At 44.3% G+C, this 13,808-nt stretch carries 15 protein-coding genes; 6 read left to right on the top strand and 9 right to left on the bottom strand.

Annotated features, from left to right (window positions below; translation table 11 throughout):
* Positions 1 to 109 precede the first annotated feature (109 nt).
* The 6 genes from R3D00_25265 to R3D00_25240 form a co-directional block, all read right to left on the bottom strand.
* Positions 110 to 403, bottom strand: coding sequence for a winged helix-turn-helix transcriptional regulator (locus R3D00_25265; GenBank protein MEZ4776510.1), 294 nt, complete (start codon positions 401 to 403; stop codon positions 110 to 112).
* Entirely contained in the window at positions 391 to 960 is a 570-nt protein-coding gene (locus R3D00_25260) for a hypothetical protein (protein ID MEZ4776509.1), read from the bottom strand. The genes R3D00_25265 and R3D00_25260 overlap by 13 nt, the downstream gene beginning before the upstream one ends.
* 271 nt (positions 961 to 1,231) lie before the next feature.
* Positions 1,232 to 2,341 carry a DUF5009 domain-containing protein gene (locus R3D00_25255; GenBank protein ID MEZ4776508.1) on the bottom strand — a complete coding sequence of 370 codons (1,110 nt, stop codon included), beginning with the start codon at positions 2,339 to 2,341 and terminating at the stop codon, positions 1,232 to 1,234.
* A 37-nt stretch (positions 2,342 to 2,378) separates the two neighbouring features.
* Positions 2,379 to 3,335, bottom strand: a complete 957-nt coding sequence (locus tag R3D00_25250; GenBank protein ID MEZ4776507.1) for a TerC family protein — start codon at positions 3,333 to 3,335, stop codon at positions 2,379 to 2,381.
* Between the two features lie 104 nt (positions 3,336 to 3,439).
* Positions 3,440 to 4,582, bottom strand: a complete 1,143-nt coding sequence (locus R3D00_25245; protein ID MEZ4776506.1) for a lactonase family protein — start codon at positions 4,580 to 4,582, stop codon at positions 3,440 to 3,442.
* 74 nt (positions 4,583 to 4,656) lie between these two features.
* Complete coding sequence (locus tag R3D00_25240) at positions 4,657 to 5,808, bottom strand: T9SS type A sorting domain-containing protein (protein ID MEZ4776505.1); 1,152 nt, start codon at positions 5,806 to 5,808, stop codon at positions 4,657 to 4,659.
* Positions 5,809 to 5,995: 187 nt separating this feature from the next.
* Here R3D00_25240 and R3D00_25235 point away from each other — a divergent pair, with 187 nt between their 5' ends.
* Complete coding sequence (locus tag R3D00_25235; GenBank protein ID MEZ4776504.1) at positions 5,996 to 7,009, top strand: PDDEXK nuclease domain-containing protein; 1,014 nt, start codon at positions 5,996 to 5,998, stop codon at positions 7,007 to 7,009.
* Positions 7,010 to 7,228: 219 nt separating this feature from the next.
* On the top strand, positions 7,229 to 8,158 hold the full coding sequence (locus R3D00_25230; protein MEZ4776503.1) for a DUF2268 domain-containing putative Zn-dependent protease: 930 nt from the start codon (positions 7,229 to 7,231) through the stop codon (positions 8,156 to 8,158).
* A 5-nt stretch (positions 8,159 to 8,163) separates the two neighbouring features.
* On the opposite strand, the gene R3D00_25225 is transcribed toward R3D00_25230, so the two are convergent.
* From R3D00_25225 to R3D00_25215, 3 genes are read right to left on the bottom strand one after another with little or no spacing between them, the layout of a single operon-like run.
* A complete protein-coding gene (locus R3D00_25225; GenBank protein ID MEZ4776502.1) occupies positions 8,164 to 8,400 on the bottom strand; it encodes a hypothetical protein in 237 nt (78 codons plus the stop codon).
* 44 nt (positions 8,401 to 8,444) lie between these two features.
* Positions 8,445 to 8,870: a hypothetical protein gene (locus R3D00_25220; GenBank protein ID MEZ4776501.1), complete on the bottom strand. Its 426-nt coding sequence runs from the start codon at positions 8,868 to 8,870 to the stop codon at positions 8,445 to 8,447.
* Between the two features lie 4 nt (positions 8,871 to 8,874).
* Complete coding sequence (locus R3D00_25215; GenBank protein MEZ4776500.1) at positions 8,875 to 9,324, bottom strand: helix-turn-helix domain-containing protein; 450 nt, start codon at positions 9,322 to 9,324, stop codon at positions 8,875 to 8,877.
* Positions 9,325 to 9,880: 556 nt separating this feature from the next.
* On the opposite strand from R3D00_25215, the gene R3D00_25210 reads away from it, so the two are divergent.
* The 4 genes from R3D00_25210 to R3D00_25195 are packed head-to-tail and all read left to right on the top strand — an operon-like array spanning position 9,881 to position 13,593.
* A complete protein-coding gene (locus R3D00_25210) occupies positions 9,881 to 10,927 on the top strand; it encodes a hypothetical protein (GenBank protein MEZ4776499.1) in 1,047 nt (348 codons plus the stop codon).
* A 12-nt stretch (positions 10,928 to 10,939) separates the two neighbouring features.
* A complete protein-coding gene (locus tag R3D00_25205) occupies positions 10,940 to 11,788 on the top strand; it encodes an HAD-IIA family hydrolase (protein MEZ4776498.1) in 849 nt (282 codons plus the stop codon).
* A gap of 40 nt (positions 11,789 to 11,828) precedes the next feature.
* Positions 11,829 to 12,242 carry an OsmC family protein gene (locus R3D00_25200; GenBank protein ID MEZ4776497.1) on the top strand — a complete coding sequence of 138 codons (414 nt, stop codon included), beginning with the start codon at positions 11,829 to 11,831 and terminating at the stop codon, positions 12,240 to 12,242.
* A 4-nt stretch (positions 12,243 to 12,246) separates the two neighbouring features.
* Positions 12,247 to 13,593, top strand: a complete 1,347-nt coding sequence (locus R3D00_25195; protein MEZ4776496.1) for an NAD(P)/FAD-dependent oxidoreductase — start codon at positions 12,247 to 12,249, stop codon at positions 13,591 to 13,593.
* The last annotated feature ends 215 nt before the right edge of the window (positions 13,594 to 13,808 follow it).

The following is a 13,808-nucleotide window of genomic DNA, read 5'->3' as shown; positions in this document are numbered from 1 at the left end:
AAACAACGGTTTCTGTACAGTACATACAAAAACAGCCATACCAGTCCCATGGCGCCCAAAGCCTGAAGGCAGGTATCCTTTTTTTGGGGTTACTAAGAGCCTTCATACTTCACAGAATCTTCCAATAGCCATTGCGGGGGGAACCGATGCGAGTCAACAGGTCGCGCGCCTTTAGGCGGGCAATATATTTTTTTACATTTCGGGGATTGATCCCCATGTTTTCAGAAAGCAGATCCGTGGTTATATGTGGGTTTTTTCGAATTTCATCCAATACCATATGCTCCTTGTCAGACAGGGTTTGCGTGTCTTTATTGGTGTCTTTATTAGTGTCTTTATTAGTGTCTTTATTGGTGTCTTTTAATGGCAGGGGGCAGATGGTGCCCCACAAAGTTAGCGAGGCCATATAAAATTGTACTTTCCTGTATAATAGGTTTTCTTCAAATACCGGAGATCATCTTCCCATTGATTAATAGCAATAGAATAATCCTTTTCAGAATTTTTTTTAGCCTGTTTAGCAAATGTAGCAATTGAGTTTGCCATTTTTTTTAAGCGCTTACCAGTTTTTGGTTTTCCCCATTCTACATGATATGTTTCACCGTTAATCTTAGGTAAATCGAAAAAATAGACAGTTTCCAGAATCAACCATCGATCTTTTTGTTGTAATCCCTTTTTTCCAACATGATAACCAAGAACCCCCAACATACCATACTCATACCAGTCAACATCTTCTAAGCTTTTCCGGCCCTTAATAACATTCGTTTGTGGCCATTTAAATTGCTCTAAGAGCAGGTCGCTAAATCGGGTTTCTACTTTCTCCCTTAGTTTTTTTGCACCACGTCTATTTCTTAACGAAAACTCGTGCATCAGGTCTTTAAGAACCGTTAAATTATCTGAGTTTTTCCTAAAAATGATGTCCAGATCGGTCCAGTAATAGTCGATATATTTCCGGTCGTACGACATATACTTATAGTTTTACTTTCTTCATTATTTAAGGCAAAAAATATATCCCTGTCGGGGATAAGAAATAATTGAGTTGGTATCATGTATGCTGATCGGAATGGGCTCCCAAAAATTTGATTTTTATTCGTTCATTATTCGTGTCGTCAGATCCCCGCAGGAGTATTCGTGGTTACTTCTGTTTGGGGTTGGTCTACAAGCCATTATGTTTTGGGTATAAATTAGTAAAAATGACTTTTTAAAGACTATTATTTGCACCTAATATATACCCCGACTACACCTTCACAAACAACCGGTTTCTGTACAGTACATACAAAAATAGCCATACCAGTCCCATGGCGCCCAAAGCTTGCCACACTTCGTGCCAGGGTTCGGCAGTCCATGTATAAAAACCTTCAAACAACAGCCGCGATGTATAACCAAAGTCTACAAACCGGTACACCAGATAAATCGCCAGTGAATTCAGCCCGATCACTCTGAAGAAAAATGCCCATTTGCGATAGCCGAGAATATCAATCACGCCGTAAAATATCGCCAACGCCAGAAAACCCATTCCCCCGGTCAGTAAAATAAACGCGCTGGTCCACAGGTGTTTGTTGATCGGAAAATGAAGGCTCCACAACAGCCCCAGGGCTATTCCTCCCAAACCCGCAGCAATCAGGTAGTTGAGTTTTTGTTTTTCACTTTTTTCAAGCCGCAATATATCACCCGCAAAGGCCCCCAGCATAGCCAGACACATAGCGGGAAACTGTGTCAACAGCCCCAACTCGTCATATGTTCCCTGCAACAGTCTGCCGGGCAAAAATGTGCGGTCAAACCACCCCACGAGATTTCCTTCAAACGAGAGATCGCCCGCTCCATATCCCGGTACAGGTACCAGAAACAAAGCAGCATAATAACCCAGCAGTATGCCTGCAATCCAGGCTATTCTCCCCCGGGGGGAAAAATTGAGGTAAATGATTGTGGTGACAAATCCGGCAAGGCCGATTCTCCCCAATACACTGACAAATCGAATTTTTGAAGGTTCGAAAAAGGGAACCGGTGCATTTTTATACAGGATACCCAGGCCAATCAGGATTAGCATCCGGAAAAAGGCTTTGCGGTAAAGGTGTTGTTTACTAAGGCCTTTTTTTAGTCCGCTGTTGAGGGAAAAAGGCAGGGAAACGCCCGAAATAAAGAGGAACAGCGGAAAAATGAAGTCGTAGAAGGTAAAACCATTCCATGTGGGGTGCTCAAATTGCATAGCAAGGGCATCTACCCAGGAGAGACCAGTTTTGCCATGAAGCAGAAAAAAGAAACTTCCGGCACCGGAAATCATCAGCATATCAAAGCCCCGGAGGGCATCGATGGATTCAAGACGGGAGGCAGGAGCAGGTTCAGCCATATTTTTTTTCGAGAATATAGGCTTTTTTCCTGAATTCCTATTTTTCGCTTACCGGCTCTTTTACAGAGATGAGTGAAACAAAAATTCCTGCCAGCAGAGATACCAGGATAAATGTCAGCGAAAACCACTCTGGAAATTTAAAATGATGTACCAGCAACATTTTTATGCCGACAAATGAAAGGATAACCAGCAGGCTGTATTTGAGATGGTGGAACCGTTCGAGCATATTGGCGAGGAAAAAATACATCGAACGCAAACCCATAATGGCCAGAATATTGGAACTAAAAACGACAAAAGGCTCCGAGGTAATTGCGAGAATCGCAGGGATGCTGTCCAGCGCAAAGATAATATCGGTTACCTCTATGACAATCAAGGCGATAAATAAAGGCGTGGCTATATGAAGATTTCGTTTTTTGATGAAAAAATGCTCTCCGGACATAGTCGCTGTTACAGGGACAAATTTCCGAACAAACCGGTATACCCATGAACCTTTAGGATCAAACCCCTCCTCACTGTCGTCTTGTTTCAGCATTCCAAAGGCTGTATAAAGCAGGAATATACCGAAAAAATAAGTGGTCCAGGTAAACTTCTCAATCAGAATTACGCCGAACAATATCATCACTGCCCGGAAAACAATCGCGCCCATGATACCCCAGAACAAGACTCTGTGCTGGTATTTTTGCGGAATGCGGAAGGATTTAAAGATGACGGCAATGACAAAGATATTGTCAATGCTCAGCGATAGTTCAATCAGGTAGCCGGTAATGTATTTTAATGCAGCTTCCTGAGGGGCGATATTGTGCACATTGGTGACCAGGTGGTGTTTATACAACCAGTAGATCACCACCGAAAAACTCAAGGCTATGGTCACCCATATACCTGTCCATACCGAAGCCTCTTTGGTTCTGATAATATGAGGATTTTTGTTAAAAACCCCCAGATCAAGTGCAAGAAAGAAGAGAATACATACAATAAAAATAATCCAGACAGCCATATCTCGTAATTCATTCGGTCCCCGGGTTCTTATACGTTACAAAGGAAATAATGATTAGTTCCAGAGTACGGGTTAGAACGCGAAAGGGAGCTTTTTGTTTTCTCTTACAATATCAACATCTTCAGACAGACCGGACTGGGCACGCTCACATTTATTCCTGCGTAAGTAAGCTTTCCGGTTTGGGCATCGCGCCTGAATCCGACGATATTGTCTGAATTTTGATGGGCGACAAACACAAATTCCCCTTTGGGGTCTATCATGAAATTGCGGGGTGTTTCGCCCATTGTTTCTTGAAATCCGACAAGGGTAAGTTTGCCCGAATCTGCATCGACCGAATAAATCACCAGGCTATTGTGTCCGCGGTTGGATACGTACAAAAACTTTCCGTCGGGGCTGAAGTGAATGTCTGCTACGGAGTTGTATTGGGTAAAGGTATCGGGTAAAGTCGATAGTCTTTGAATTTGCTCAGTGATCCCTGCATTGACATCTAATTCGTGTACACTTACTGAGCTGGTCAGTTCTTCTCCTACATACAAGCGTCCGCTTGATGGGTGAAAGGCAAAATGCCGGGGGCCGGATCCTGGTTCGGTAGCCACAAAGGGAACCGGAGCTGGGGTAATTTTGCCGTCTTTCATTTCGTAGATCATGAGTTTGTCTAGTCCAAGATCTGCGACCATAAAATAAGGCGTACCGGGGATAGACTGCGCGGAATGTGTATGCGGTTTTTCCTGACGGGTGGGGTTGACACTGCTGCCGGTATGGGTAAGAGAGTCAGCCAGTGGACCGGCAGCGCCATTTTCTTCGACAGTAATTACAGAAACAGAGCCTCCGCCATAGTGAGAAAGGAAAAGCCAGTGCCCATCTTCTGAAAACTGAATATGACAGGGGCCGGATCCGTAAGCGGAAACTTCATTGATCAGCGAGAGTTTACCATCGGCCTGATTGATGGAGAATGCACCGACAGAGCCAAATTTAGACGTCGAGTCAATTCCCTGGCCATTGATAGAATAGAGAAAACGGCCATCGGCGCTAATGTCAAGAAATGAGGGATTATTGCGGGTCGTAGCAGTTTGGATGACCGCTAGTTTGCTGCTATCTCTTTGAAATTCAAGGACATAAACCCCTTCGCTACCGCGAACGGAGTACGTGCCGGCATAGATATATTCACGCTGAGGTGTGGATACTTCAGCCTGAGGCGTGCAGGAAACTGCAAGCAGGAGGAGGATAGGGAGTATAGTTCGGAGCATGAGGGCTGGTGTTTAATACACGAAAGATAGGGATTCTTTGCGATAGTTTGCGAAAAATGTGCAGCCAACGCCCGTCAGATAATGTTTATGCGTTTGGAAAATGTATTGCGGTCGCTCCGGATTTGCACGATATAGGTACCAGCGGGCAATGGAGGCAGGCTCATTTCAATGATCGCTTCCCAGGGTCGTTTCGTGCTGATGACCTTTCGCCCGGTAATGTCTGTTATTTCGATAATTAGTTCTTTTGTCTCCTTTGGTTGCGGGAGGGAAACAAACAGCTGTCTCTCTGTGGGGTTGGGATAGATATGGATTTCTGAATCGGAAACCTCTGTTTCAATGGACGTAGAAGCGTTACATGGCCAGGAAATCGCGTGTGAACGAGGTTTACAGATGCCAGAGACTCTTTCGACATAATATTCGCCCGGTGTGGAGGGCAGAAACTGTTGACCGGAGCCGACCAATTGACCCTGAGTATCGTACCAGGCCGTGGCGGTTGAGTCTCCTGAGTCGAGGGTATCATTGTGGCAGCTAATCACAGGAATACCTTCAGAAAGTGTGATATCGAGGTGAAAGGTTGTGCTCGTTACCAGTTTGGTCGTGATGACAACTTCCAGGTTATGGGCTGGCTGAAAAAGGGTATCGCCGGTAATATTTGCCGGCACCAGCACATACCCCAGATCTTCCCCCGAAAGATTCCAGCAGAAGGGCCATGCGATCATAAAGTCGTATTCCCAGACTGCGATACGGAAGGCCTCACGTGTCAGTATTCCGTCTATCATAAAATCAACGGGGGGAAAGGTATTATAAGCTACAGGAGTCGAGGTGTAGAATGTGCCGCCGGAAGAATTGTAGAAATAAAGCCGAAGGTCGGGTTTTAGATCGCAACTGCCTGCATCATCCCAGACATTGCTGATCTGGGTAACAGTGATTTTATCTATCACCCGGAAAGGTGTATTGTCGGTAACAGTGAGGCTCAGTGCGTAAGAACCTTGTTCCTCATAAGAAACAACGGGTGGCTGATAACCCGGATAAGTGAAACCATTTCCCAGATCCCACATATAGGAATCAAAAATGTCGGGAACCAGCATATCAATGTGTACATTCTCACCCGGGCAGGGAGATTGACCGTCGGGCAGGTAAAACATGGGTTGCGAAAAAACCCGCTGCGCGAAAAACGAGAGTAGTATGAAGCCGGTGATCCGGGCGAAGGGTAGGGTCGTCGTCATAATATTCGCAGTTAGTGTATATGTTGAGACGGAGTTTTGGCTGCGAAAATCAAGAACCGGGGGTGTCGCGGGCAAACCATTTGGGCTGGTGAAGGAATGTTTGTAGATTTATGATTTATACGAAGACAATTTACAGGTGAAATATTTCTAAGTATTGAGATATGAACTGTAATTCAGAGTTTTAGGTATGGATAAACTAATACATGACATAAAGCAAATTCTGGAACAAGCCCGCCGAAATGCCTATGCTGCAACTGCTTCAGCAATGATTGAAGCCTACTGGTTAATGGGTAAACGAATTGTTGAAGAGGAGCAGGAGGGAAGAGAACGAGCCGACTATGGCAAAGAAATTTTAAGCAGACTTTCTTCGGCCCTTGGCAAAGGATTTAGTGCCAGAACTTTGAGGGACTATCGCCAGCTTTATAAGACCTTCCCTGAGTGGAAACATTTGGCACACGCTTGTGCCAAATTGAATTGGTCGCACATACGGCTGATTATGAGAGTTTTAGATAAGAATGCTCAACAATACTACCTGAAAGAAGCCTCCGACCAAAACTGGGCAGTACGTACATTGGAAAGAAATATCAATACACTGTATTATCACCGTTTGCTTTCATCGCAGATGCAGCAACCCGTGGAGGATGAAATGAAGGAAAATACAAAAGCTTTTCAGCAGGATACTCATGAGTTTATAAAAAACCCTACCGTACTGGAGTTCCTTAACATACCCACCCACTATGTGTACACTGAACAACATTTAGAACAAACTCTTATCAATAATCTGCAACATTTTCTGCTGGAACTGGGAAAAGGTTTTGCCTTTGTAGCCCGGCAAAAACATATCCGAACCGAAACAAAGGATTTTTTTATTGACCTGGTTTTCTACAACTATATCCTGAAATGCTTTGTGATTGTGGAACTCAAAACCGATAAAATCACCCATCAGGATATTGGTCAATTAGACATGTATGTACGGATGTTTGACGATTTGGAAAGAAAAGAGGGAGACAACCCCACGATAGGAATCTTACTCTGTACAGAAACGGATCGTACCATTGCCCGCTATTCTGTATTACATGAAAACAAACAAATTTTTGCCAGTAAATATCTGCCTTACCTGCCTACGGAAGAAGAACTCGCCGCAGAAATAGAAAGAGAGCGACAAATCATCCGAGAAAAACTAGCAGATAACGAATTATAAGAGAATCATCTCTCTGACGACTAACTCGTAGAGTAGCCCCAAGACACGTAGTTCTGCATTTGGGTTACCCAATGTCGTCAAAAGTGTATGGCGTTGTGACGCAGTTTTTCCCCGAAAATCAAGAACCGGGGGTGTCGCGGGCAAACCATTTGGGCTGGTGAAGGAATGTTTGTAGATTTATGTGATTAATTATAAATCCGTCGTATGAAATGTAAACACATGCGATATTGTCTTATATTTTTTATGGTTACATGGGGAAACCCGCTTTTTCCCCAGGCAGAAATCATCACAACGGATATTGATAATTTCTGGAGGGCATACGACCTTCTGGCAGAGGCCCGGAGCAATGCGGACAGTATAAAGGTTTTCGAGCAGGAGTATATAGCGAAAGCCTCAAAGGACAACCAGCAGTTTATCAAACTGCGCGACTTTACTGCCGGGGAGATCGTCAAGGTGATTCGCCGGTACCCCGGTTATCTGACATCCATCAGGGAAAACACGCTGAAAATCGAACACCAAAAAGCCGAAATAGAAAAATACTTATTGATGCTTCAGGATATTCTTCCTGGATTTAAGCCGCCGCGGATTTGTTTTGCTTTTGGATGCCTCCGCACCGGCGGCACAGTTTCGAAAGGCCAGATTCTGGTCGGCACAGAAATGGTGGCCGCTGATTCTAGTGCTATTATTTCCGAGCTTTCACCCTGGCTTCGGAGCACAATAAACAAGACTGGAAATGTAGTACCGGTTGTGGTCCACGAAGCCGTTCATTCATGGCAGAAAAATAAATACACCCGGGACCTTGCGTCCACTGCTATGAAAGAAGGATTTGCAGATTTTGTCACCCGAAGCCTGCTGAAACTCGACAGCAATCCTTTCCTGCACGAATATGGCGCACAACACGAATGCGGGTTGTGGCAAAAATTTAAGGCAGATGTGAATAAGGGTATAGCCGATTACTCAGATTGGGTTTATGGGGGAAGTGTGGACGAAAATCAACCTGCAGATCTGGGGTATTTTGTCGGAATGAAGATTGTGGAAGCGTATTATGCCTCCAGTCCGGACAAAGCGAAAGCAATCAAACTACTGTCTGACTGCAAAAACTACCCGGCGATTTATTCACAAAACCTGTACACCGGGAGTTGCCGGTGACATGCTCACTGCTTCACCTCCTGCTTCCGTGTGGCATTCATCGCCACTGCTACTATCAATCCTACCCAGGGTAGTCCGTGCAGCAGGGTGTCAAACCAGTCCATCGGAGCCATACCCACGGCACCGCCAGCGATCCACTTGATTTTGCCCCAGATATGCGGCTCAGGGAAAAAAGGTGCCAGACCCAGTGTCAGGCTTATCATCAGCCAGAAAGAAATATTGGAGAAGGGATTGTTTTTCATGGGGCAAAACTAATGTTATCTTTCCAGGCTTTCTGTGATGTTTGTTACCAAACAAGATTTTTGACAAGATCATCCATTGGAATAATGGGAAGAAGAAATGATTCAAACGGTGTCCCTGAGCTATAATGCGCGAGCAAGCCCCTTGTATGAGAAATCGAAATTGATAATAATGTATGGATAATTGAATCGGGAATTTCATAAGATATTCCCTTTTGGAAAGAAGCCAAATCTTTAACAAGGAAGGTATTGTCCACAGTTAGAGAAAATAACCTGTTATCAGGTGATTCTTTCCAGTAAAATACCCCTACAGTAATAATTAATACATCGCGCGCTGCTTCAACCGTGAGGGAAAAGTTATAGCTTATTTTCAATTCACCCTCAGAAGGCGAAGTATCTGGTTTATTTAAAAACTCGCGTACCTTCACAGACTGAATTCCTAACTCTATTTTTAGGTTCCGGCTTTCTTCCATCTCCTTATGCATAATGTTTTATCTGTTCTGATCCATATTCTAATAATTCTGGCTCTGAGGCTATATTAGATTGAGCGTAAACCGTACTCATACGGATGATCCTGCCTGTATTATTCTTTGATTGTATAGGAATGCTGGTTAGCATTTCATTTGCATTGCGAATCGTAATCGTTTCTAAATTTTTTCCGGAAAGAAATTCATTCACCGACAAAACCCTAAACTCCGGAACCTTCCCGATGGAGAGTAATAGCTCTACGAGCTTTTTTATAGTAAAATTAAAGTTACCATTCAGTATCTGTGAAATATACCCTTTGGTAACTCCCAGCCGGGTTGCCAGTTGAGTCTGATTAAGCCCTTCTTTTTCCATATATGCATGTAGCTGGCGAAACAGTTCATTCTGAATGCCTTCCAGCCAATACTCAGGGTATTTTTTGAGTTCTTCTTTCTTAAACATAGGATTATGATTTGCTTTAATTCCGGCTTTCAAAATATTCATGAATGATTCTCCTGAATCTTTTTATGTCTTTTTTCTGTGTTGATTTTTTCCCCGCACAAGCTATGATTTTGCCATGAAGTTCTTCATAAAATAAATACACTCTCAGGTCCCGGGTTTTAACTTAATATTCTTTTATCCTGCTCTTTGAAGGCGTTATATCCCGAAATTTTGAGACAGGAAGTAGTCGCATATTCGCAACGTCTTCCAAACGATTCTGAATAACAGCGAACTGAGCCTCCAGGTTTCCTTCCTTTCTTATCTCCATACAAAATTCATCAAACTCGCAGTGATCATCTCTGAAAAGTTTGTAAATGCGAACACGGTTTCCGCTGACTTCTTCTATTTCTTTAATGGTGAACCTGGGCATAAAACGTCAGCATTGTATTGTGCTTTCAATCATTCTATACTTACAAATTTACAAAATGTTTAGTCATAACTAAACATTTTGTAAAGATTTTTATCTATCAACTTTCCCCATCCTTTTTATCATCTTTGCATTCAAACTACGCCCCTTATGAAACTTATTGATTTTCCCATGATCGTCGCCGAAGCCTGGAAGGCGTATGATCCCAAAACGCCGGTCAAATCTATCACCGACATCAGCGCCAAAGTCTCTACCAACCATGTCTATAAGGTGAAACTTCAGGGCAAAAAGCGCTTTGTTATCGCCAAACTCTCCTACTTTGGCAAATACGAACATTTCAAGGAAGACCACACCATTATCAATGTTCTCGCCAATAGTCTGCCCAAACCTTTCAGCAAATTTCTCGCTCATTCTCTGCTGAAAGAGGGGGAAGTGTTTACCTACCGCTTTAAAGATGAAATTCAGGACGTATGGGTGGTTTTTTATCAGGCCATACACATCAAACAAAAAATGCCCCGCAGGCTTGACGATGCCCATATTATCACGCTGGGGCAGCAGGTTGCGCTTTTTCATAAAGCTTGTGCGTCCATTGTCTCTCAGCTTCCGGCTTCTTCCAAGACGGTTCAGTCTGATATCATCGACCTGCAAAATATCCTCGAAACCGGTGCAGGCCGGTTTGAATACCGCCTGCAGATAGATCAGATCAAAAGTCAATGTGAGTTGTTTCTGACCAATACTGAAAAAATCGGTTACAACAACTTCCTCAAGCTTCCGGTATTTGTTGACTGGAACATTGGCAACTTCTCGATCAGGGAAAATGGCCAATTTTACAGTCGCTGGGATTATGACTGGTTTCGAATGGCCTCCCGTGTGCTGGATTTCTACTTTTTTAGCCGTGTAGTATCTGATGCCGGAGACCGGACCGTTTTCAGTTATCTCGTTTCTCCACTAATGGAAGACCGGTTTTTGCTGTTTCTGAAATCGTATCACGAGATTTACCCGCTCAGCGAAGCGGAAGTATTATTTATTAAAGAAGCTTTTCGTTTTTTTATCCTTAACTATGTCATTAAGTACGGAAAACACTTTTTCCATAGTTTTTATGCGGGCAAACTACAAAAAGAAGCTTATGAACTATATTTGCCCTCACTCGACGCTCAATTTGATCCTGCCCCCATTCTTCAGGCATTAAATCTATAACCGAACGCATTCATGCATTTACACGATTTTAAGTCAGTCGCTCAGAATTACCGCGCCATTTTCTTTGATGCTTATGGTGTGCTGAAAAACCATAAAGGGTTGATTCCCGGAGTAGAACAGACCTTCCAGTTTCTCAAGGAAAATGATATCGATTTTTATATCCTTACCAATGATGCATCCCGGAGCCCGCTGGCCCTTGCATCAGTATATCAGGAGCGGGGGATCGCGGAGATCAATGAGCATAAAATCATTTCCTCCGGAATGATCGCCCGCGAATACCTCCGGCTTAAAGTCAAATCAGGCGTTATCGCTTATCTGGGTACACCGCAATCTGCGCATTATGTGGAGGCCATTGGGTTGAAGGCTATATCCATTCGCGATCTGGAACTCGAAGATGCTGACAAGATCAGTGCGCTTGTCCTCCTCGACGATGAAGGATATGACTGGAATCACGACATCAATAAGGCGATTAACCTCGTGCGTATCAAAAATATGCCTGTCATCGTCGCCAATACAGATGCTGCATACCCGGTTTCAAAATACGACCTTGCCGTAGCGGTAGGGTCTATTGCCAATATGATGGAGCATATTGTGGGAAAGAAATTTATCCGTTTTGGTAAACCTGATGCGCAAATGTTTAACTTTGCTTTCGAACATATTCAGAAAGAGCGCCCCATTCAAAAGAATGAAATCCTGATGGTAGGAGATACCCTTCACACAGATATTATGGGAGGGAATAAGTTTGGGATGGATACGGCCCTGGTTCTTTCAGGCAATACCCTTCCCAACCGCGCCGAAATACTCATTGAAGCCTACGGCATTATTCCCAATTATATTTGTGAGTCGATTGCTATTGGGTAGCTAACGCATTTATTTTTTCACATCAATCCATATATTACCTATGAAAAGATCAGCAACTGCTTTCTGGCAGGGCACCGGAAAAGAAGGCCATGGGCATCTTTCCACCCAAAGTACAGTGCTAAATCAGACACAGTATTCCTTTAGTTCTCGTTTTGAAAATGGTGTGGGCACAAACCCTGAAGAACTGATTGCCGCTGCGCATTCCGGATGTTTTACCATGAAACTCAGCTTCAACCTCAGCGGAGCCGGGTTTATCCCCGACCAGTTGGAAACCCGCTGTATTATTACCCTCGAAAACGGAGCGGTGACAAGTTCTCAGCTTACGCTTTCTGCTAAAGTACCCGGGATTTCTGAAGAAAAGTTTGCCGAACTGGTAAAAGACGCAGAATTGAACTGCCCTATTTCCAAACTCCTCAATACGGAGATTTCGGTAGAATACACCCTCAACGCTTAAGATCATGAGACGCAGAGACTTCATCAAGACAGGATCAATTCTGGCTGCCGGCTTACCGGCGATTTCGGCGGCTCCTTACATTCAGCGCCAACCAGAGGTCATTATCCTTGGAGCCGGATTGGCCGGCCTCGGTGCAGCCCTGCGGCTTCAGGAAATGGGTGCAAAATACACCGTCCTCGAAGCTCGTAACCGCATCGGGGGCAGGGTCAACAGTCATACTATTTCCCCTGAAAATGGCCTCACGGTTGAGCTTGGCGCTGAATGGATTGGCGAATCGCATACCGAATTGCTGAGTCTCTGCGAATCTTTTGGTCTCGAAATTCTCGATCACCGCTTTGATACGGCGCTCCTTCTCAATGGCTCTTACAGTAAAGCCAATGACTGGTCATGGGAGGCCGGCCACAAAAAACTGGAAGAACAACTCAAGGCCTTCACCTCGGCTTCTGCGAAGGAAGAAAAATCGCTCGATACGACAGACTGGTGGCGTTATCTCAAAACGCTCGGTCTTTCTGAGCGCGACCTCGAAATCCGTGAATTGCTCGACAGCACTGATTTTGGGGAGACTATCCGCAATGTTTCGGCTTTTTCCGCGCTTTCTGAATACGCCTATTCCAGCCCCAAAAATGAAATGGACTATATCGTCAAAGGGGGAAATTCGAAGATCATCGAAAAACTTGCAGACAAAACCGGCCGGGAAAATATTCACACCAGCCATAAAGTTACCCGTGTAAGCCAATCGTCGGGAAGGGTAACCGTTACCTGCGAAAACGGAAAAACCTTCACCGCAGACAAAGTAATCTGTACGCTTCCGACTTTTGCCATTTCTCAGATCCAGTGGGAGCCCGCTTTTCCGGAAGCCAAACAGGAAGCCATTTCTGCACTTCAGTACTGCCGGATTATGAAATTCAGCGTGCTGTTTTCCGAAAGGTTCTGGAAAGAAGAGGCATTTGACCTGATCACCGACACACCTGCCCATTACTTTTTCCATTCAACCAAACTCCAACCCGGAAAAGAAGGTGTTCTTACAGCTTACGCCACCGGTGATAAAGCTTATCTCATGTCCAAAATGAGCCCCCAACAGCGCAAAAAAATGGTCGCCGAAGCCCTGGATATTCCCTTCGGAAAAGTGGATGATTATATTCTGAAAGTTGCCGGATATTACTGGGGCAATGACCCGCTCACTCAGGGTGCTTATGCGATTTACGATACCAACCAGTGGTTTACCCTGTTGCCTGTACTGCACAAACCTTTCCGGCATATCCATTTCGCTGGTGAGCATATCGCTGAGTGGCAAGGATTTATGGAAGGCGCATTTGTGACAGGGAAAGAAGCTGCGGAGGCTGTGGGGTAGGATAGGGTAATATCCAAAAAGGCACTCCTGTTGTTGTGGGTGCAATTTTTTTTTCCGAACTTTCAGTAATACCGCGCGGCTATGAGGAATTTATTGAAAATATTTCCGGCTATGCAGAAAAACGTGAACCGCTCATTAATTCCCAATTGTAAACCATCAAATATTCCCGATTTGAAACGGGTTATGGGCAGAATTTGTTCTAAGCAAACGATTGC

It is taken from the genome of Bacteroidia bacterium, from assembly GCA_041391665.1.
GTDB lineage: Bacteria > Bacteroidota > Bacteroidia > J057 > J057 > JAGQVA01.
The sequence above is the reverse complement of the archived record's forward strand: the minus strand, read 5'-3'. Positions and strand labels throughout refer to the sequence as shown.